This is a genomic window from Paenibacillus sp. 19GGS1-52 (assembly GCF_022369515.1).
In the GTDB taxonomy this organism is placed as follows: Bacteria; Bacillota; Bacilli; order Paenibacillales; family Paenibacillaceae; genus Paenibacillus_AQ.
This window is the reverse complement of record NZ_CP059724.1, coordinates 713,725-734,387: the sequence shown is the minus strand read 5'-3', so window position 1 is coordinate 734,387 and position 20,663 is coordinate 713,725. Positions and strand designations below refer to the sequence as shown.

Genomic DNA, 20,663 nt, shown 5'->3' with positions numbered 1-20,663 from the left:
AACCTAGCAATCTATTAAATGTTGATTTTAGCCCTTTAGCCCTTTAACCTTTACCGCATAATCCATCGCTCTTGGCAGCTCATCTTCTATATCCTGTCCATACAGATGTACGCTCATCACTATTCCCATACTAGCCATATTAATCAGCACTGAAGTCCCTCCATAACTGATAAAAGGCAGCGTAATCCCCGTCAACGGCATCAGTCCAATAAAGGCCCCGATATTCTCAAGAATCTGATACAGCAGCATGGCTACCATCCCGATGATCAGAAACGACCCGCTGTGATCCTTACTTTCCAGAGCAATCAGGATCATCCGGTGAATCAGAATGAAGAAGAGCAGAAGTAGAAGTGCGGCCCCTAAAAAACCAAACTCTTCGGCAATCTGCACAAAAATGGCATCAGTATAGGTATAGGGCACCTGATTGGACTGTACAGAGCTTCCCTGCATATATCCTTCACCGCTCATCCCACCCGAGGCAATAGCCAGCTTAGCATGCCGGGTATGATAACTTGCATCAGCAGTTGCCAGATCCGGGACAAGCCACGGATCAAACCGGTCGATCAAATGATCCCGTCCCGTAGTTTCCACAATAAAATCCACCACTTGATCATGATAGTGAATATAGCTGAAGACGAACAGCAGACTCAGTCCACCTACAATAATTAAGCCTATGAGGGCATGGGAAAATTTAATATTTCCTATCCATAATAAACCTAACAGAATAACAATGTAGCTGAGCGCGTTACCCAGATCATTCTGTACAATAACTATTGCAAAGGGGATCAGCGTCAACAAACCTAGGGGAACAATCCCTTTCCAGAAGGTAAGCGCGGAACCTTGTTTACGGGCTATTACAGAAGAAAGAAAAAGAATTAACACCAGTTTGAACAATTCAGCTGGTTGCAGGCTTAATCCTCCTATCTCTACCCAGCCTCGAGCCCCATTATGTACTTGGCCAAATAGGCTCACCAGAACCAATAGTCCAATTCCTAATAGATATAAATAGAGGGCATATTTGATAAATATCCGGTAATCAACAAAGGCAAGCACTACAAAAACAGCAAAACCCAATATGTAATACTTGAGCATTCGCAGATGAAAGCCGTCCAATTCCCTGCCATGAGTTACACTGAATATAGAAAATATACTGACACACATTAGCATAATCAGCACAATTACAATTACACCATCAATTTTCTTAAGCTTTTGCAGCATATGGATACTCCTTATTCTGCTAGATTTACAACTACCCTAACGATCGAATAGCCACTCTTTACATTGTATAGGAATAATATCCATAAATAAACAAGATGAAACGGGTGCCGTCCTTTATATGGACGGCACCCGTTTCTTCGAGAAATATAAGGATAAATTATGCGTGAAGCATATAAATTATATTTCAAAAAAACCAGGAGATCTCATCCACATCGATGAAATCTCCTGGTTTAAATTAGTTTACTCGCTAGCTGCTTAACCCTGTTTGGCTGGAGCGGAATAAAGTCTAGACTTCGGCAAGTCATCCTCTACTTCCTGGCCATGCAAGCGAACACTCATTACCAGCCCGATACTGGCCATATTGATAAGCAATGACGTACCGCCGAAGCTGATGAAGGGCAACGTAATCCCTGTTAACGGCATGAGTCCGAGGAAAGCGCCGATGTTCTCAAAAATCTGGTACAGCATCATGGCAACCACACCCACAATCAGAAATGGCCCACCCCTATCTCGACTTTCCAGAGCGATCAGAATCATCCGGTGAATGAGGATAAAATACAGCAGCAATACCAGCGCAGAACCTACAAATCCAAACTCCTCGGCAATCTGCACAAAGATAGAGTCAGAATAAGTATACGGCACACGGTCCGTTTGCACAGAACTGCCTTGCATGTAACCCTCCCCGCTCATCCCACCTGAGGCAATAGCCAGCTTGGCGTTCTTCGTATGATAGCTCGCTTTTGCTGTCGCTTTGTCCGGCACAAGCCAAGGGTCAAAGCGCTCCACCCAGTGTGAGCGGCCGATATCTACAAGAAACCCTTCGATTTCATCATGATAATGGATATAGCTCATAATTCCGGCTGCCGCAGAGGAACCAATAATAAGCAACCCGATCAGCGCATGCGTAAATTTGATATTCCCAATCCATAACAGCCCGACCAGAATCACGATATAGGAGAGTGCGTTTCCTAAGTCATTTTGGGAAATAACAAGCAGAAAAGGGACAATAGTGAGCAACCCAAGCGGAAAGACGTCACGCCAGAACAAGAGTTTGTTTTTGTTTTTTCGGACAAGCACTGCTGCCAAAAAGAGAATCAGAATCAGCTTGAACAGCTCAGCAGGCTGTAGGCCCAGTCCTCCGAACTTAATCCAGCCTTGGGCACCGTTCTGTTCCTTGCCGATGAAGCTGACTAGCACCAGCATTCCAATACCAAATGCATATATATAGAGAGCATATTTAACAATCAATCGATAATCTACAAAAGTCAGAACAAAAAAGGCAATAAAGCCAAGGATATAAAATTTGATCATTTTGATATGGGACCCATCCAGCTTGTCTCTCCCATGGGTGACACTGTATATGGAGAAGATGCTGACGACCATCAGTAATACTAGTATAAGTATGATGACGCCATCGATCTTTTTTATCTTCTGAAGCATGCTGTGCCTCCTTGCTCTAGAGTGGGCTATCCGGATACGCATCTCGCGCATAGATATTTCTATTGTAAAGGAAGGTTCCGTGAAAATGCAATTTCTGCGCTACTAGGACTAGCCTCAGCGCGTTATGCCAATTACATGCCGCGCAATCCCCGCGAGGTCATGGATCGTGATGATTTCGCTCCAGTGACCAGTCGCTGTAAGCAGCGCAGCCACCTGCTCCGCCTGGCCGAAGCCGAGCTCGAAGCCGACCAGCCGTGGCGGTGCCGGAAAGAGCGGCAGCTGCTCCATCATGCGGCGGTACGGGTCCAGCCCGTCCGTGCCGCCATCCAGCGCCGTGCGCGGCTCATGGTCGCGCACCTCACGCTGCAGCCCGGCGATGTCTGCGCCGGGAATGTAGGGCGGATTGGAGACGAGGATATCCGTCTCCAGCCCCGCAAACGGCTCGAGCAGGTCGCCGAGCCGGAAGTCCACGGCTGTGCCGTGACGCGCTGCGTTGCGCGCAGCCACGGTTAGGGCCGCCGGCGAGATGTCGCCGGCGCAGACCCGCCACGCCGGCGCTTCGGCCGCCAGCGTGACGGAGATCGCTCCGCTGCCGGCGCCGATGTCGACGGCGCTGAGCGACTGCTCCTTGGGCCACAGCTCCGCGCTGTAGCGCAGAATAGCTTCGACGAGCAGCTCAGTCTCCGGACGGGGAATCAACACCTCCGGTGTTACTTCGAAGACCCGTCCGTAGAACTCTTGCTCGCCTATAATATATTGCACAGGTTCGCCTGCGCCGCGGCGGGTCACCATGGCTTCCCACACTTCCCGGTCCGCGCCTGGAAATGGATCAGCCAGCGCCATGTAATACGCCGCGCCGGACAAGCCAAGCACATGCTCAAGCAGCAGTTGAGCACTCCGCTGCGGCTCATTTGCACCACTCCGGCTTAAAAAAGAAGAAGCCTCCGCAAAGGCTTCCCGAATGCTTTGCACTTCCGACATAACATATGCGCCGTGTTTCAAAGCATTATTCTCCTTTTTCCATCAAATCTGCTTGTTCTGCAATGGACAGTGCCGAGATAATATCGGCAATATCTCCATTCATGACCTGCTCCAAACGGTGCAAGGTAAGGCCGATCCGATGATCCGTAACCCGGCTCTGCGGAAAATTGTAGGTACGAATACGCTCACTGCGGTCACCAGTGCCGACTTTGCTCTTCCGTTCTCCGGCATACTTTGCTTCTTCCTCTTGACGCTTCATATCCGAGATCCGGGCCCGAAGCACTTGCAGAGCTTTGTCTTTATTGGAGTTCTGCGACTTGCCATCCTGACAGGTAGCCATGATACCCGTAGGGATATGGGTTACACGCACTGCAGACTTGGTTGTATTAACGGACTGGCCGCCCGCGCCGCTGGAACAGAAGGTATCTACACGAATATCTTTATCGTGAATTTCGATTTCAAATTCCTCCGCTTCCGGCATAACCGATACTGTAGAAGTAGAAGTATGAATACGTCCACCAGATTCAGTCGTTGGAATACGCTGTACCCGATGTGCGCCACTTTCATATTTCAACTTGCTGTATGCACCACGTCCGTTGATGAGGAAGATCACCTCTTTAAATCCGCCGAGATCATTCGTGTTCGCATCCATTAACTCGACGCGCCAGCCTTGAGTATCGGCAAAACGAGTGTACATCCGGTAGAGATCAGACGCGAACAAGGCCGCTTCGTCTCCGCCAGCTGCGCCGCGGATTTCCACGATCACGTTCTTGTCATCATTTGGATCTTTAGGCAGCAGCAACAGATGAATCTTAGCCTCCAGCTCCACCTGACGCGAAGAAAGGTCATCTATCTCCATCTTGACCATTTCCTTCATGTCATCATCAAGCTTCTCGCCCTGCATAATTTTAGCGGCTTCAAGCTCTTCCATTACATTTTTATATTCAGCATACGCCTCATAGGCTGGCTGCAGGTCTGATTGTTCTTTGGAATAGTCCCTCAGTTTCTTACTATCGCTTGCAACATCCGGGTCACAAAGCAGTTCACTGAGTTTCTCATAGCGGCCCGCCAGGGATTGCAATCGGTCCAACAAGGGAATTCACCTCTCCTGTTTCAATTTCATATTGACAAATTAAGTATTTAAATCGTCATCTAATAAAAATAGATATACGACTTTATATTATACCACTGATATGATGAATTGGCTACAGTGGGTATCGTAAAGTTTTTTCTGCTGTTATAAGGAAATCCTTTCGTACACAAAAAGACCATCCCATGAGCTCTATCTAATCGTGGGATGATCTTTTTGTCTTTATATATTATATGGCTGATAGCAGTTTATACGTTAAACCGGAAATGCATAACATCGCCGTCCTGCACCAAATATTCTTTACCTTCCAGACGCAATTGACCACGTTCCTTGGCTCCGTTCATCGAACCGGCAGCCAGCAGATCCGCATAGGCCACAACTTCAGCACGGATAAAACCACGCTCAAAGTCGGTGTGAATGACACCAGCTGCTCCAGGCGCTTTGGTCCCGCGGTGGATCGTCCAAGCGCGTACTTCCTGTACGCCTGCTGTGAAATAGGTGTACAAGCCCAGCTGTTTGTAAGCCACTTTGATCAGACGGTTCAGACCGGATTCCTGTAGTCCAAGCTCTTCCAGGAACATCGCCTTGTCTTCGCCTTCCAGCTCGGCAATTTCTGCCTCCATCTTGGCACTGATTGGCACAACTTCCGCATTCTCAGAGGCCGCAAACTCACGTACCTGCTGTACAAAAGGATTATTGTCGGCATCAGCCACTTCATCTTCGCCCACATTAGCCGCATAAAGTACCGGCTTCAGCGTCAGCAGATGAAGATCGCGCACGATAAGTTGTTCCTCTTCAGACAAATCTAGGCTGCGTGCGGGCTTGTCTTTATAGAGAGCTTCCTTGATGCGCTCCAACAGCTCGACTTCCTGAACGATTTTCTTCTCGCCGCCCTTGAGGTTTTTGCGGGCACGATCAATACGTTTCTCGATACTCTCTAGATCCGCAAGGATCAACTCCAGATTAATCGTCTCAATGTCGCTAAGCGGGTTCACTTTACCATCAACATGTGTAACATTCTCGTCTTCAAAACAACGCACAACATGTACGATAGCGTCTACTTCGCGGATATGAGCCAGAAACTTGTTGCCAAGACCTTCACCTTTACTAGCACCGCGCACAAGCCCGGCAATATCTACAAATTCAAAAGCGGTCGGAACCACTTTCTTAGGCTGAACCAATTCTGTCAGCTTTACCAGACGTTCGTCCGGAACTTCAACGACACCCACATTAGGGTCAATGGTGCAAAACGGATAGTTAGCAGCTTCTGCTCCTGCTTGCGTTATAGCATTAAACAATGTAGATTTCCCGACGTTGGGAAGTCCAACGATTCCAGCTTTCAAAGCCATTTATATGACAACTCCTATTTTCAGTTGGATTGATCATCCGAACAAGCCACACGATCTAAACCATTATATATTAGAACATATGCTCCAGCAACACCGGATGTCAAGCGGATGTGACGGATCATCAAGAAATAAGATGAAACGGCTTTGCCGTCCTTTTAGGGATGGCATCCGTTTCTTCGAGAAATATAAGGATACATTATTGCGTGAAGCATATAAATTCTGCCCTGAAAATAAAATTGCTCTAGAACACTAAAATTACGCATACGAAAACAAACCCCATGTTTTGTTTTTTTAATTTCGGCCGTCAGGCCGTTTGCTCACTCAGATTCACTTGGTATCCCAAGGATTCCAAACGTTTAATAGAACGGTTCATTACCATATCGTGGTTTCGTTGGTCGAAGTAGTCAAATCCTAGTTCCTTATATTCTTGTCTTCGCGTTAACAAGATGTATACAATCGCTAAAATGCTGTGTCCAACGGCCACGGCCGCTCTGTTTTTCCCTCGCCTGCCTGCGATTCGGTGATATTGCGCCGACAGGTAGGTGTTCTTTTTTCGTCCTGCGGCTCGCGCTGATTCTACGAGTGCACTTCGTAGTTTTTTGTTCCCTTTTCGGGTTTTGGCGGATCTCTTCTTCCCCGCACTTTCATCGTGACCTGGAGTCATCCCTGCCCAGGAACATAAATGTCCTGCACTTGGAAACCGTGTCATGTCTGTCCCAATTTCCGCCAGAATTTGCTCAGCGGTTCGCTTACCGACACCGGGGATGGTATCCAACAACTTCAGATCCTCAGCAAAAGGGCTCATTCGGCGCTCGATCTCTTCATCCAGTTCCGTGATTAACTCATTCAATTGGTCGATATGCGACAACTGTTTTTCCAGCATTAATAATTGATGGGGACCTAGGCTTCCCTCCAGTGCAAGTTTCAATTGCTCTTTCTTGGCCTTTAACTTCTTTTGCGCAAAGTCAGCCAGGATGGACGGATCACTTTCTCCTTGAATCATCGCTTCCAGCATGTTTCGTCCAGACACGCCTAGCACATTAGACGCTACCGACGAAAGTTTGATATTGCCGCCTTCTAGTACCTTTTGCAGCCGGTTCACTTCACGCGTGCGTTCTTCAATGATACTTCGGCGATAACGGATAATTTCCCGAAGTTCTCGTTGATCCCGATTCGGAATGTAGCTGCCTTGCACCAACCCATGCCGGAGTAATTTCGCTATCCATTCTGCATCTTTCACGTCCGTTTTGCGTCCTGGCACGGCTTTGATATGCTGGGCGTTTACGACCAGTGGCTCAAGGTCTTCCATTTCTAGCAGATTATAAATGGGTTTCCAGTAATCTCCGGTACTCTCCATCGCGACATGGGTGCACCGTTCGCTTTTGATCCAATCTACCAGATCAATCAGCCGACGAGTCAATGTTTCAAAACTCCGAATCTCCTTTCCTTTCGAGGTGATGATACATGCTGTGATACTCTTCTTGTGCACATCCAATCCACAGCAACGTTCAATGAGTATTTCCACGGTTTGCGTCTCCTGCCTGCTGGCGGTAATTAAGGCTGGTGCAAAGACCAATGCTAAGGTTATTCTGCCCTGCGTGCTTCCCCGTAGGGAGCAACAATCTGTGATGCACCGGGTCGTTGGGGTCCGTCTTATATGCGGGTTCGTGACACCAAGAATTTCCGACCTACCTTCGCCAGCCCAGTAACCAGTATAGACAATATTTTCATTCCTCAGTGATGCCGCGCAGCGGCATGGGTGTCTTATATTTCAAAAAAATAAAAAAGACCTCATCCCAGAGGCCCTCCTATAATATAGTGCCTGCCAAGCAACAGCTTTTTACAGCTCTTTGGACATAGTAATATCGGTTACGAGGTAGCCCATTTTTTTGTACAGCTCAAAGGCACGGTTGTTCTGGCCGAAGACATGCAGGCCGATTTTGGTGATATTCATCTCCCGAGCTTCTTCATCCAGCGCCAGTATCGCTAGCTTGCCGTACCCCTTACCCTGAAAGGGTTCAAAAATATAAATATCATAAATGAAGGCTTCCAGCCCGCTGCGTCCTTCATTGACATTAAACCAGATGTATCCGGCCTGAGTGTCACTTTCAAGCTCCACTACAGAATATAAATAAGCGCCTTCCGTATTCAGACCTTTAGGCAGAAATTGCGTCATTTCTTCCTTGGATTGCTTCAGCGCGCTAACTACATCCCAAGCCCCTGCTTTCATCTTACCTTCAGCATAATCGCGAGTGGAATGACCTAGAAAAAATTGGAATGTTGTTTCGTCCATTTGGACCAGTTTGATCATGATTGTTAGACCCTTTCCTTACTTCTGTGTATTCATCTTCTTGCTTCTAACCGCGGACAAGGCGAGAAGTGCCGCGCAGTGCTGCGAGATCGGGAGCACCGATGCCGAACATGGCCGTTCGCAGCTCCAGCTCTATCTGAGCCAGCGCTGCATCCAGCGCTTCTTCCGAATGAACAGCTGGACCGAGCAGATTTCGACCGAAACCGGCGAGATTCGCACCCAGTGCCAAGGCCTTAGCCGCGTCCACACCATGCTTTAATCCACCGCTGCCAATCAAAGCACCATTCGGTGACACCGCCCGCACCTCAGCGATGCATTCAGCAGTGGGAATCCCCCAATCGGCAAAAGCCTCAGCCGCAGCGCGGCGAACAGGGTCCGTGCTGCGGAACTTCTCCACCTGACTCCAGGAGGTGCCGCCTGCACCAGCTACATCGATGAAAGCCGCTCCGGCATTGTAGAGCTTGGCTGCGGTCTCGCCATCGATACCCCAGCCAACCTCCTTCACACCTACCGGGACTTCAAGCATGCGGCATACCTGCTCAATCTGCGACAGCAGGGAAGCAAATCCGGTGTTGCCTTCCGGTTGAAAGACCTCCTGCAGTCCGTTAAGATGCAGTACCAGATAATCTGCACCGACGATCTCTACAGCCCGGCGGCACTCCTCTACACCAAAGCCATAGGATAGCTGCACAGCACCGATATTTGCGATAACAGGAATGCTTGGTGCTTTGTCTCGCACACGAAAGGAAGAAGCAAGTTCAGAACGCTCTACCGCCGCCCGAACAGAGCCTACACCAAGCGCCCAGCCCCGCCGTTCAGCAGCCTCGGCCAACCGGGCATTGATGGCCCCGGTAGCTGCACTGCCACCCGTCATGGAACTGATTAATAGCGGTGTGCGCAACTGGCGTTCCAGAAAGACCGTGCGCAGCGAGATATTGTCAAAATTCAGTTCTGGAAGAGCGTTATGCCGGAACCGGTAGTGCTCAAAACCTGTAGTAATCCCGCTGCCGCCCACTTCCTCATTCAGGCAGAGACGAACATGTTCAATCTTTCGCTCACCTGTCTTGGAGGTTGGCAGCAAGGAACCGCCATGATCCGCGCCAGGCTGCCCGTTCACTTCCTGCGGCACGGCATCCTGTGGCGTATCATTCATGATATCTTCCTCCCGTTCCTTACCCTATATTTGAAGTACGGTAGTTGGCGCTTGGCCCATCTACATACTATTTTTCCGCGCAATACGCTTCATTATAACACATCCGTGTGTCTGAATTTACAATTAGAGGATATCGCTTGTTTACTTCTAATCTACGATTTATTGGCAATATGTTCGCCTACAAGCCGTCCGGACAATGATACGATCGGTGTTCCGCCACCGGGATGTGTGGTGCCACCTACATACCAAAGACCTTTCACATCACTGGAGCGGTTGCCTGGTCTAGAGAAGGTCTGGCGAATGGAGTTCGAAGAAATCCCATAGATGGCTCCCTTATGCGAGAGCGTATCATCGGCGATATCCTGTGGCGTGTAATGCAGCAGAACATCTCCTTGATCCACACCGGAAATACCATGTCCTGCTAGTGTTGATAAGACTCGCGCTCCATAGGTGGATGTCTCTTCCCGCCAGTCGCAGGCCTCATTCACATACGGCGCGTTAGCGAGTATGAACAGATTGCTGCCACCTTCAGGAGCCATACTTGGCTCGGAATAACCGGAGTGACACACATATACGGTGGGGTCTAGCGGAGGGCGCTTCTGTTCAAAAATATCCTTAAACTCCGGCTCATAATGCTCCGGGAAAAATACCGTATGATGCAGCAGTGCAGGATACTTCTGCCGGACACCAGCGAGCGTAACCAGGCCTGAGAGTGAGGGCTCATAGGCAGCGATTTTGCGATTGCTCATAGCCGGACGACTACGCTCTGGCAGCAACATCCGATTAATACTAAGCACATCGCCCCCGGCGATCACCGTCTTAGCAGTGTAGAAACCTTGTACCGTCTCCACCCCTTCTACCGCACCATTCACCACCGAGATTGCTGTTACTTCCGTATCCGTTACGATATTCACACCTAATCTTTCAGCCAGGGACACAAGACCCTCCACCAGCTTATATGTACCGCCCTTCACACCAAATACGCCCTCTTCACTCTCCAAATACCCCAGCATGGCAAAGATAGCAGGAGAACGGTAAGGCGATGATCCAACATAAGTAGCATAACGTCCCAACATTGCGAGTGTATGCGGGTGGCTGAAGTACTGCAACAGCAGGGCGTGCAGGCTAAGAAAAGGCCGAACACGGAGCAGGTCACGCACAAGTGCCGGAGAAATTTTGTCCCGCCAGGAGAGTAACAGCTTGTTCAGAAACCGCTTCTCACTAAGGCGATACATTACAGCGGCTTCAGTCATAAAATCCGTGTAACGTGCAGCATCAGCGGGGCTATATGCAGCAATTTGTTCCTTCATATATCTGGCATCGCGAGACAAATCTACCACTCTTCCATCTGCAAAAACATTGCGCGTACGCGGTTCTAGTTCATAAAGTTGGACATAATCCTCCATTGCAACTCCAGCAAGCTCATAAAGCGAGCGAAAAACCTGAGGCATTGTAATAGTGCTGGGTCCACGGTCAAAGGTATACCCTCCAGTCTCAATACGCTGCAGCTTGCCGCCGGGATGGTGCTGGCGTTCCAACACGGTTACATCCCATCCTTTGGAGGCAAGTGTTACCGCACAGGATAGTCCACCGAACCCGGCACCGATAATCACAGCTTTCGATTTCAACGGTACCATCTCCCTTTCCATTCATAGCCTTGCCCGGACTGAGCGCCCCGCCAAGAGCTGATCGCAATAGCACTCAAGCAGAGCATGCTTACGGATACCAGCAGACATAACCAAACCGCCTGTTTAGCAGATGCATCACTAGTCCGTTTGATAGCCATACCTAACAGAGCTGCAAGAAGCGCCCATAACGCCAGTGTTCCCTGATTTGTCAGACAAGCTAGAGTAAGTATCACAATAGGCAGAACATACATTAGTGTATAGACAATTAGTAAACCTAGCAGCAAAAGAGGACGGCGACCCAGACCGGCGTAAATGTTCTTGCGATAGCCATTCCACACCTCTGTTGCGTTATGGTACATGCGCATTTCCGTATAATCCACAACATTAGCCAGTGTCACCGGATCTCCCGAAATCTTTACTGCACGGGCTAAAGCCATATCATCCACAAGCTCGGTACGAATGTAGGCATGGCCTCCACTACGTGAATAACTGTCCCGCTGAATCAGCATAAATCCTCCATGCGCGGCTACAAATCGGGGATCTCTTACGCCGCGAACCAGTGGAATGGGCAGATGGCAGATGATGGTGAAGTTCATTAACGGCACAATCAGCTTTTCGAGCCATGTCCTCGTTACCTGCCCGGGGAAGCCGGTCACCAAGCCGTCTCCTTGAGCATTAGCTGTCAGCATAGCCGCTTCCAGCGCCTCCGGACGGAGTCTGATATCTGCGTCCAAGAAGAGCAACCAAGTCCCTCTCGCTGCTTCCGCTAGCTGATCGCAGGCATTGGACTTGCCCAACCAACCCTCTGGCAGCTCCCGACCGGCTAGCACCTTAACCCGGTGATCTCCAGTCGCGGCAGCAAGTTCACCAGTTCCATCACTGGAACGGTCATCCAGCACGAGCACCTCAAAGTCCCAACCCACGCTTCGGCAGGCCAGCACAGATGCCAGGCAAGCGGCAATATTATCCACCTCGTCACGGGCCGGAATCAATACGGACAAGCGCGGAACTCCCTCTTGAATCAGAGGGCTATCGGAAATTGAATGGACTACCCGCTCTACCACTCCAAGCTTCGGCAGCCGTGTAGTGTTCCATAGCGCGAACAGCAGTTGAAGCAGCAGACAGCCGCTGATGATCTGCAGCAGTAGAATCATCGTCTTCGCCTGCCAAGCACAGCATCAAACCATTCATTGGTGGAACGACTCTGTTTCATCAGAGGTTGGAATTGTTCGGGTATAAACCCACCATTATTGATGATCATTTGGCGGTGGTTATTCAATTGTTCTTCCAGCACAGTCTGCAGCTCCTCCCCGATGCTGTTGCGGTTCATGTCCTTCCAGGAATGGGCAAGCGGAACCCCAGCCAACAATGTCGCCTCCGGCTTGGAATGCCGAAATAAGCCATGATACAACGTTACTGGCACCACGACCGCTTCCGGACACAATCGCAGCACAAGGCCAACACCCGCCTTCAATACCATCGGGCGATGCTCTAAGGGTTGGATTTCACCCTCTGGATACATCCACACACCGCCTCCAGCCCGGAGTAGTCTCGTGGTATAACGCAGCGAGGTGCTGATGTCTCCCGTACTATGCCGATTAATTGAATACGCTCCCAACTTGCGAAAAAAAGCATACTTGCGCAGTTGCTCTTCCTCCATCATGAAATAGTGCTCCCGATTCGTCAGCGTCCTAGCCGCATGGTATGCGAGCAGTCCATCCCACCATGAGCTGTGATTCATAATATACAGCACCGGTCTACCCTCTATAGAAGGCGGCTGCAGCTCTCCGGCCACCCCGAGATACCGGAAATGTCTACGAATTAAATAATGATAATTGTAACGGTAGAATAACTTATCAAAGCTTTTTGATCTGACGGCTTCCAGCATAATACAAACTCCCTTCTGCCAGTAAAACTCCCAGCCCCGCTATCCCAGCACAGAGCATTAATCCCTCACGCACAGCCATAAGCCCGAACATGATTAGAATTGCCTGATACAATCGGGTACCCCGACGCACGCTCAGACGGGAAATCTTAAAGACCTGCAAGGACAGCGACAAAGCTGCACTGACGATGAACCAGCCGAGAAAATTACTCCAGGGAACACCATACAGTCCCCCACTGCTGCCCCAATGCCAAAAACCTTTGGCATGTGCCACAGGATCGAGGACCAAATCCAATAAAACGCTCCAAAAGCCTGTCTGAAGAGCCCGGACCAAAGACAAACGGACACCAGTCAGGCCAAAATCATTACTGATCAAGACTGCACCGCAGACTACAGCTATCCAGGCAAAACCTAAAGTGACAGGGACGCCAAATAACAACGGTCCCAAAATATTAGAATATTCGTAACTGCCAAACAACCTGCCAGAATGAACACCAATCCACTCTACTCCCATGCCTCCCGACCAAATCACTATAGCGGACAGCCAGCTTGGAAGACCTCGCCAACTGCTGACTGACTGGTCGGACAGGAAAGGTTGCTCTATTCCCTTGTTCGTTAAATCCAGAGCATATGCTGCATAAAAAATTAGAAATAAGCCATTGGAGAATTGCAGGCTCTCCGGTATGCTGAACACGATTAAGAGCAGCGCGCCTATAAAATACCAAGCCCAGAATAAATACCTGATCATTAAAATGCCGCCGTCTTGCCCTTGCTGTTAAAACCTGCGGCATAACGTGCAGCTGTGCGCCGGTACATTTGCAGCTTGGCCTCATCGCTGACATAGGCCCGACTACGAAATACATCATAATCAATCGCGGCCACGGCATCGAGTATACCTGCATAGAAAGCTGCTGCTAATTCTACTGCCATGCCACTCTCTGGTGGATAGGTATCGAGATTTTCCAGCCCTTTTTCGAACCAATATAGCGCACTTTCTTTAAGCTCATGCAATACCGCTTTAAACGGCTTGTTCACTATGCCCTTTTCCAGCTCCTGCTGGCTATACTCATGCTTCTTCAGCACCTCAAGTGGAAGATATCGGCGGCCACGCTCCAGATCCTCGCCCACATCACGAATGATGTTCACAAACTGCATCCCTATCCCAAGAGCAATACCTGCGGCTTGCGCTTCTTCACTGCCGTCATCTCTAAGAACAGGCAGCAGCATTTCTCCGACGGTACCCGCTACGAGATAACAATAAGATTCGAGCTGCTCCATCGTCTCATAATGGGTGAAAGAGAGGTCTGTTAGCTGGCCTTCCATCTGCAATAGAAACGGTTCCTTCCCCAACTGCGGGAAGCTGCGGAACAGCCAGCGCAGCGCAGGCCAGATAAAGTGTCCATCTGCCTGCTCCAAGTCCTGAAACTGATTGCGTAGCTCATGGATCGTGAAGGGCGACTTCTCCGGCTCATCAACACTATCGTCAATGATGCGGCAAAAGGCATAAATAACATGAACCGCCTCACGGCGCGGGCTAGGCAGTCCGTCAAAGGCCCTGTAAAACGAAGAGGACCCAATTCTGATCATTTCCTCACACTTTTGCAATACGTCTTCCTTCATTTATATTCAGCTCCTTTATCAGTTCATGTACGGCCAGTCTCGCTCCCTGCATTACAATCGGCACCCCACCCCCGGGGTGCACAGAAGCGCCGGCGGCATACAATCCGTCTATTTTATAAGGCTTCGGCTGAGGTCGGAATACCCCCGACTGGGACAGCACTGGGGCAATCCCAAAGCTCCCTCCACCGAACATCCCTTCCTGCTCAGCGTCCATAGGAGTACGTACTTTGCGCCAAACCATACTGTCAGCAAGTCCGGGAAAACCGCGAGACTCTGCATCCGCTAGCACTTTGTCGGCTAACGGGCCAGCGGCAGTTTTCCAGTCGATGCCTTGGGAAGTAGGAACAGGAACAAGAAAGTACAATATACTTTCTCCTGGCGGAGCAGCACTTTCATCCAGCGCCGCCGGATTGAAGACATAATAGGAGGGTTTATCGGGAATGGTATGCTGATCAAATACCTCCCGCAAGCTGTCATTCAGACTATCTGGCAGAAAAAACTGGTGTGTCAGCGATTCCTCCCACCTTTTGGTGGCGGCCACGTAGATAAGCAGACAACCGGATGAGGGGAGAAACTTGCTGGCCGGCTGGCTAGCTTTTTGCGAGTTACGGGCTTTCTTAATAATCCCCTGCGGCAGGAGTCCTTCCAAATGTGGAAAGTCCCCGTTATATAACACGGCATCATATGGAATGGCTTCTCCCTCTATAACTACACCTCGGCATTGTCCGCCTTCTACTAGCAGAGATTGAACCTCAGTATGAGTATGAATAATAACTCCACGGCGCTCCAGCTCTCGGAGCATAATCTGCGGCAGTTCACCATACCCCCCCTTCAACATCCAGATGCCAAAGGCCTGCTCCGCATAAGGAAGCATGGTGTAGATTCCAGGTGTGCGGAAAGGAGCCCCGCCGATGTATAAACTTTGTAGGGAGAAGGCATCCTTCAGCTCTTCACTATGAAAATAGCGCCCAACTGCATCTTTCAGACTCTTGTAAGCTTGTAGCCGAGCCATCAGCGACAGATTGCCAAAGCTAAAGAACTCTCTACGGTTCTTAAAACTCCGCTCAAGAAATGAAGCCTTACCCAGTGGATATAAGATCGACATGTCATGCATAAAGCGGATAAATCCCTTACCTTCACCGGGAAAACAGCGTTCGATCTCTGCAGCCTGCTCCTGAATTCCATTTACCTTGGTTAAGGTCCGTCCGCTCTTGAAGTGAACTCGGTAAAGTGGATCACAGCGCAGCAGCTCTACACTTTCCGGCGGCAGACCCCCTTCCTCAAGGATGCTCCGCAGCATATCTGGCAGCAGCACAATCGTAGGTCCACGGTCTATCCGGTAAGGTCCATGCTCTTCAAAAGCTACACGCCCACCGATCTGTGAAGCGCGTTCGTACAGCGTAACTTCCTGCCCGCTGCGGCTAAGCAGCAGCGCTGCCGTAAGCCCGCCGATTCCGCCGCCAACGATGGCGACCCGGCTCACAGCGAAGCCCCCGTTCCAGCCACTCCTGCCTTGAACGTTCTGGAACGGGCTGCACGGTCATGCTCCTTCAGCAGCCGCACACTGATCTTGGCCGACTCGAATATCGTCGGCAACCCGCTGCCGGGATGCGTTCCGCCCCCGACCAACCATATCCCCCGCGCCTCCTCAAAGGTATTATGAGGCCGCAGATACATCATCTGGCCCAGATTATGGGCCAGATTAAACGTCGCGCCGTTATACACGTCCAGCTTGCCTTGCCAATCCAGCGGCGAGAAGAACAGCTTCTCCTCGATCCGCCCAGATAAATTCGCGAGTCCCGGAATACGCTGCAAGCGCTCAAGCATTTCTTCCTCTACCCGTGCACTTTCTTGCTTCCAGTCGATGTCTGCAGTCAGGTTAGGAACTGGCATCAGCACATACAGCGAAGATTTGCCAGCTGGTGCCAGTGTTGGATCGAGAACGGACGGATTATGCACATAAATCGAAGCGTCCGCAGACAAGGTACCTAATTTCGTGATTTCTTCCACATTACGCCGATAATCCTCTGCGAAATGCACAGAATGATGGCCCAGATCAACGGCACCATCCACTCCCAGATACAGCATTGCTGTAGAGCATGAATATCGTTTATTAGCTACCTTTTTCGGCGTATATTTCTTCAATACTCCAGGCTCAAACATCTCCGTCATGGCTGAACCGAAATCAGCACCAATCACAACATAGTCCGCTTCTACCTTGTCTCCATTATCGAGCAACAGCCCCGTGGCCTGGCCGTTATGAAGCAGCACACGCTTTACCCCGCAGGAGGTATGAACCCTACCGCCATGCTCCTTTATCACATCCGCCATCGCCTGAAAAACCTGATTGATTCCGCCAATCGGATGATACAGTCCGTAACGATGCTCCATGTAGGAAAGAATTGTGAAGGTTCCTGGACATTCCCAAGGCGACATCCCCAAATATTTGGCCTGAAAGGCAAAGGCAAACCGGAGGCGCTCATCCGAAAAATATTTAGAAAGACGATTGTACACAGTATCTGTAGCATGCAGCTTAGGAAGTGCATGCAGAACATCTTTTTTGAGATAATCACCAAGAGATTGAAACGGACGCTGTAACAAAGGCTGTACTCTGTCCAGCTTATCGCCTTCATCAGCCATGAATCGACGGTAGCCTTCACCGTTACCTGGAAACAACCTCTCCACCTCGTTCGCGGTTTGGTTCTGATTTGTAGAAGGTTTGAATACGGTATCGCCGAAATGTAGTGAATACAGCGGATCAAGCTCTTTCAAGGAAATATAATCATCTAAAGAGCGGCCTGCAGAGGTAAACAACTCTCTCAGCAGATGCGGCATCATCAGAAATGTAGCCCCGCGGTCAAAGGTATAACTCCCCAGTCGAAGCTCGCCCGAACGTCCTCCAACTACTTCCTGCTTCTCATAAACCTCAACATCATATCCCTCTGCAGCAAGCAGCATAGCAGCGGCAAGTCCGCCTGGTCCAGCTCCGACAACAGCAACCTTTGCGGCACTCTTTGTACTGATCAAGCCTACTCCCCCTCAAATCCCACAATCTATAAACATTATACAAATCCTTTACAAACATTATACAATTATTATGTGCTTATGTAAATGACCAACTATAGCTATCTCATTCAGCAAAGCCTGAGGCCAATATAGCTAGTTTTTACTATTTCAATAGGATATGTTTGCTAGTTGTTTAATAATTTTATTTGGATTCAAAAAAAGAGCCTCCAGCATCACTAATAAGTGACACTACAGACTCTTCATTTCATTATCAGCCACGCCAGATGGCCTTTAAATCTTGCTTTTCATGCCAATAAACATTTTGTCAAACCACGATTGCCAGTGCTCCGGCGGCTCATTCATAATGAAACGCGCCCCGATAGAATTGGGAAAAGCTTCGTAAGCCTTACCACCCACAATGAACTCTGCTTCTGGACAAGCACCCTTTAGATGCTTGATTAGGCCCTCACAGTATGGAATTAGCGCTTTATCTGTAACTGACAGACATAGGGCACCAATACGCTTTTGCTGCTCCAGTATCGACAGGATGCCCTCCTCAGGCGTATTGGCACCGAGATAGATAACCTCCACTCCATTCTTCCGTAAAAAGAGTGAAAATAATAGTAATCCAACCTGATGATGCTCACCAGCTGGGCAAAACGCCAGCACCTTTGGCAAATGCGCATAAACGGGAAAGACATTAAAAAATTGATAAAATCGATTGGAAATCATATGGGTCATATAATGCTCCTGCGCTACAGTCGCCGTACCTACTTCCCATGCATCCCCGACCTTGATCAGAACTGGCACCAATACCTGATGGAACATCGCTTCGTAGCCATACATGGAGAAACCAAAATCAATTAGCGCATTGGCCCGCTCCCCTTGGAATTCAAGTAGAGCATTATAAATTTGCTCTTTCATCTTCTCGAAGGCATCCTGTGTAGTTCCACTAACGGCAATATTGTCCTCCAGATGTTTCTCTTTCTGTGCCTTCAACAATCGAACAGCGTGCGAAATACTTATGCCCTGTTGCTCAATCTGCTCCTTCAACCAGCGCAGATCTTCAACATTATCATGGCTGTATAGCCTGTATCCGGACTCGGTTCGCTCTGGGGTCACCGCCTGATACCTGCTTTCCCAGGCTCTTAACGTAACCGATGGAATCTCCAGCATTTCGACGACCTGTTTGATGGAATACACGTTGTAACTCACTCACTTTCCCAATTGCCGCTATATACCTTTAATGTCTCAAACCTTATACAAATTATTTACACTCATTATACATAAGCCTAAGTATAATGTCATCAGACGTTAGTCCGGGGTCCTCGCTGCTTCAATTCTCCTTATGGGTGTTATATAGAAATTGATAAATTCCCGAGCATAACCACATCCTATCGTGATGGAGGTATATGCTCCTACACATACAGGAGGACTTCCATGAAACTAGGCCACTTCTCTATTCCGCCCAAATCCCATAACAAGAAACGCCCTTCACGCCGCCGCACCTGGATATTACGATTAACCCTTATGCTCATTCTCTGGCTAACGGGTGTAATGATATATCAGACACATAAACCTCTTCCTCCGGGAATTTCCTACGAGAGTCCTCTATACCAGGTGGATCATGTGACCTTCTGGCATGACCTAACGTATTCGGATGGCAGCCCCACAGGAAAACAAGAGAGTCAGATTTTACCGAGGATCCTACAGATTATTGAGGACTCTAGGGAGTTTTTGGTGATCGACCTGTTTTTGTTCAATGACTACACTCATAAAGACCAGCAGTTTCCGCCAGTCAGCAGAACGCTAACTACTAAGCTTATCGCGCAAAAATTAGCTTATCCAAAGATGGACATTGTCTTCATTACGGACGAGGTTAACACCAATTACGGTTCCGCTCCCAATGCTCTACTTGAGGAAATGAAGGCTGCAGGCATCAACGTCATTATGACTGACGTTGATCCACTGCGCGACTCTACTCCTGCCTATTCGGCCGTTTGGCGTACCTTCATTCAGTGGTTTGGACAAGCGGGAACCGGCTGGATTCCGAATCTTATGGCAAGTAAAGGGCCTGATATCACAGCACGTTCCTATCTGAAACTGCTAAATGTGAAGGCTAATCACCGCAAAGTGATTGTCAGCGAGAAGACAGCACTGATCTCCTCCGGGAACGTCCATGATGCCAGTTCCTATCATTCCAATATCGCCCTTGAGGTACAGGGTCCTATACTAGCGGATATTCTACAAACGGAGCAGGCAGCCGCCAATTTGTCCGGGGCAGGTCCTCTGCTGAGCAAAGAACCTGTATTCACGCAGGAAGATAAGGGAGAAGTAGCAGGGCTGGCGGAGGTGCGCTATGTGACAGAGGGAAAAGTATACAAGTATGCACTGCAAGGAATTCGTGGCGCCCAGAAGGGAGATACTGTATGGATGGCTATGTTCTATCTTGCCGATGACGGCATCATCGACGCACTTCTGGATGCCTCTGCCCGTGGTGCTAAAGTCAATCTCCTGCTAGACCCGAACCAGAATGCCTTTGGTCGGGACAAAATCGGCATTCCCAACCGTCCGGTAGCTATGGACCTGAACCGACGATCCGCAGGAAAGATTGCCATCCGCTGGTACAATACGACCAAAGAGCAATTCCACCCCAAACTGCTCTTCATTGCTAAACAAAGCGGCAATTCCATTATCCTTGGCGGCTCTACTAATTTTACGACACGGAATCTGGATGATTACAATCTGGAGAACGATTTGTGGGTAGCAGTGAAACAGGACCAGCCGCTTTATACCGAGATGAATGCCTACTTCAACCGGCTATGGAATAATGAAGGTGCCGAATACAGCTTGCCGCTTCAAGATTATCAAACTGATGTGACATGGCTAAAATACCTGTTGTTCCGGTTGCAGACCACTTTGGGCTTCACCACATTTTAGGACATAATGAACAATGTAAAAGTAAAATACCACCGAGGAACC

The 20,663-nt window shown here is 49.3% G+C and carries 17 protein-coding genes; 1 reads left to right on the top strand and 16 read right to left on the bottom strand.

Annotated elements, in window-relative coordinates; all coding sequences use genetic code 11:
- Window positions 1–27 precede the first annotated feature (27 nt).
- The 16 genes from H1230_RS03345 to H1230_RS03270 form a co-directional block, all read right to left on the bottom strand.
- Window positions 28–1,218, bottom strand: a complete 1,191-nt coding sequence (locus H1230_RS03345; RefSeq protein ID WP_239714223.1) for an FtsW/RodA/SpoVE family cell cycle protein — start codon at window positions 1,216–1,218, stop codon at window positions 28–30.
- 255 nt (window positions 1,219–1,473) lie between these two features.
- Window positions 1,474–2,658: an FtsW/RodA/SpoVE family cell cycle protein gene (locus tag H1230_RS03340; RefSeq protein ID WP_239714222.1), complete on the bottom strand. Its 1,185-nt coding sequence runs from the start codon at window positions 2,656–2,658 to the stop codon at window positions 1,474–1,476.
- 114 nt (window positions 2,659–2,772) lie between these two features.
- The gene (gene prmC / locus H1230_RS03335) at window positions 2,773–3,639 is read right to left on the bottom strand and encodes a peptide chain release factor N(5)-glutamine methyltransferase (protein WP_481857161.1); all 867 of its coding nucleotides are present in this window, start codon (window positions 3,637–3,639) and stop codon (window positions 2,773–2,775) included.
- A 25-nt stretch (window positions 3,640–3,664) separates the two neighbouring features.
- Window positions 3,665–4,732 (bottom strand): peptide chain release factor 1, encoded by a 1,068-nt coding sequence (gene prfA / locus H1230_RS03330; protein ID WP_154119226.1) that lies wholly within the window; start codon window positions 4,730–4,732, stop codon window positions 3,665–3,667.
- 245 nt (window positions 4,733–4,977) lie between these two features.
- Complete coding sequence (gene ychF / locus H1230_RS03325; protein WP_239714220.1) at window positions 4,978–6,078, bottom strand: redox-regulated ATPase YchF; 1,101 nt, start codon at window positions 6,076–6,078, stop codon at window positions 4,978–4,980.
- A gap of 304 nt (window positions 6,079–6,382) precedes the next feature.
- A complete protein-coding gene (locus H1230_RS03320; protein ID WP_239712073.1) occupies window positions 6,383–7,603 on the bottom strand; it encodes an IS110 family RNA-guided transposase in 1,221 nt (406 codons plus the stop codon).
- 315 nt (window positions 7,604–7,918) lie between these two features.
- The gene (locus tag H1230_RS03315; RefSeq protein WP_239714219.1) at window positions 7,919–8,389 is read right to left on the bottom strand and encodes a GNAT family N-acetyltransferase; all 471 of its coding nucleotides are present in this window, start codon (window positions 8,387–8,389) and stop codon (window positions 7,919–7,921) included.
- Between the two features lie 46 nt (window positions 8,390–8,435).
- The gene (gene fni, locus H1230_RS03310; RefSeq protein WP_239714218.1) at window positions 8,436–9,542 is read right to left on the bottom strand and encodes a type 2 isopentenyl-diphosphate Delta-isomerase; all 1,107 of its coding nucleotides are present in this window, start codon (window positions 9,540–9,542) and stop codon (window positions 8,436–8,438) included.
- A 152-nt stretch (window positions 9,543–9,694) separates the two neighbouring features.
- Window positions 9,695–11,179 (bottom strand): phytoene desaturase family protein, encoded by a 1,485-nt coding sequence (locus H1230_RS03305; protein WP_239717072.1) that lies wholly within the window; start codon window positions 11,177–11,179, stop codon window positions 9,695–9,697.
- The gene (locus tag H1230_RS03300; protein ID WP_239714217.1) at window positions 11,167–12,324 is read right to left on the bottom strand and encodes a glycosyltransferase family 2 protein; all 1,158 of its coding nucleotides are present in this window, start codon (window positions 12,322–12,324) and stop codon (window positions 11,167–11,169) included. The genes H1230_RS03305 and H1230_RS03300 overlap by 13 nt, the downstream gene beginning before the upstream one ends.
- Complete coding sequence (locus H1230_RS03295; protein WP_239714216.1) at window positions 12,321–13,058, bottom strand: lysophospholipid acyltransferase family protein; 738 nt, start codon at window positions 13,056–13,058, stop codon at window positions 12,321–12,323. Before H1230_RS03295 ends, H1230_RS03300 begins: the two co-directional genes overlap by 4 nt.
- Window positions 13,027–13,803: a carotenoid biosynthesis protein gene (locus tag H1230_RS03290; protein WP_239714215.1), complete on the bottom strand. Its 777-nt coding sequence runs from the start codon at window positions 13,801–13,803 to the stop codon at window positions 13,027–13,029. The genes H1230_RS03295 and H1230_RS03290 overlap by 32 nt, the downstream gene beginning before the upstream one ends.
- Entirely contained in the window at window positions 13,803–14,675 is an 873-nt protein-coding gene (locus tag H1230_RS03285) for a phytoene/squalene synthase family protein (protein ID WP_239714214.1), read from the bottom strand. The genes H1230_RS03290 and H1230_RS03285 overlap by 1 nt, the downstream gene beginning before the upstream one ends.
- Window positions 14,647–16,158 (bottom strand): phytoene desaturase family protein, encoded by a 1,512-nt coding sequence (locus H1230_RS03280; RefSeq protein WP_239714213.1) that lies wholly within the window; start codon window positions 16,156–16,158, stop codon window positions 14,647–14,649. The genes H1230_RS03285 and H1230_RS03280 overlap by 29 nt, the downstream gene beginning before the upstream one ends.
- Window positions 16,155–17,702, bottom strand: a complete 1,548-nt coding sequence (locus H1230_RS03275; RefSeq protein WP_481857111.1) for a phytoene desaturase family protein — start codon at window positions 17,700–17,702, stop codon at window positions 16,155–16,157. The genes H1230_RS03280 and H1230_RS03275 overlap by 4 nt, the downstream gene beginning before the upstream one ends.
- A 270-nt stretch (window positions 17,703–17,972) precedes the next feature.
- Window positions 17,973–18,896 (bottom strand): MerR family transcriptional regulator, encoded by a 924-nt coding sequence (locus tag H1230_RS03270; protein WP_239714212.1) that lies wholly within the window; start codon window positions 18,894–18,896, stop codon window positions 17,973–17,975.
- A gap of 225 nt (window positions 18,897–19,121) precedes the next feature.
- On the opposite strand from H1230_RS03270, the gene H1230_RS03265 reads away from it, so the two are divergent.
- Window positions 19,122–20,621, top strand: a complete 1,500-nt coding sequence (locus H1230_RS03265; RefSeq protein WP_239714211.1) for a phospholipase D family protein — start codon at window positions 19,122–19,124, stop codon at window positions 20,619–20,621.
- The last annotated feature ends 42 nt before the right edge of the window (window positions 20,622–20,663 follow it).

What these genes read in the sequence shown, in the direction of transcription:
- H1230_RS03345 (WP_239714223.1), bottom strand. Translation starts at nt 1,218, where the DNA reads ATGCTGCAAAAGCTTAAGAAAATTGATGGTGTAATTGTAATTGTGCTG.
- H1230_RS03340 (WP_239714222.1), bottom strand. Translation starts at nt 2,658, where the DNA reads ATGCTTCAGAAGATAAAAAAGATCGATGGCGTCATCATACTTATACTA.
- prmC (WP_481857161.1), bottom strand. Translation starts at nt 3,639, where the DNA reads ATGTCGGAAGTGCAAAGCATTCGGGAAGCCTTTGCGGAGGCTTCTTCT.
- ychF (WP_239714220.1), bottom strand. Translation starts at nt 6,078, where the DNA reads ATGGCTTTGAAAGCTGGAATCGTTGGACTTCCCAACGTCGGGAAATCT.
- H1230_RS03315 (WP_239714219.1), bottom strand. Translation starts at nt 8,389, where the DNA reads ATGATCAAACTGGTCCAAATGGACGAAACAACATTCCAATTTTTTCTA.
- fni (WP_239714218.1), bottom strand. Translation starts at nt 9,542, where the DNA reads ATGAATGATACGCCACAGGATGCCGTGCCGCAGGAAGTGAACGGGCAG.
- H1230_RS03305 (WP_239717072.1), bottom strand. Translation starts at nt 11,179, where the DNA reads ATGGTACCGTTGAAATCGAAAGCTGTGATTATCGGTGCCGGGTTCGGT.
- H1230_RS03300 (WP_239714217.1), bottom strand. Translation starts at nt 12,324, where the DNA reads ATGATTCTACTGCTGCAGATCATCAGCGGCTGTCTGCTGCTTCAACTG.
- H1230_RS03295 (WP_239714216.1), bottom strand. Translation starts at nt 13,058, where the DNA reads ATGCTGGAAGCCGTCAGATCAAAAAGCTTTGATAAGTTATTCTACCGT.
- H1230_RS03290 (WP_239714215.1), bottom strand. Translation starts at nt 13,803, where the DNA reads ATGATCAGGTATTTATTCTGGGCTTGGTATTTTATAGGCGCGCTGCTC.
- H1230_RS03285 (WP_239714214.1), bottom strand. Translation starts at nt 14,675, where the DNA reads ATGAAGGAAGACGTATTGCAAAAGTGTGAGGAAATGATCAGAATTGGG.
- H1230_RS03265 (WP_239714211.1), top strand. Translation starts at nt 19,122, where the DNA reads ATGAAACTAGGCCACTTCTCTATTCCGCCCAAATCCCATAACAAGAAA.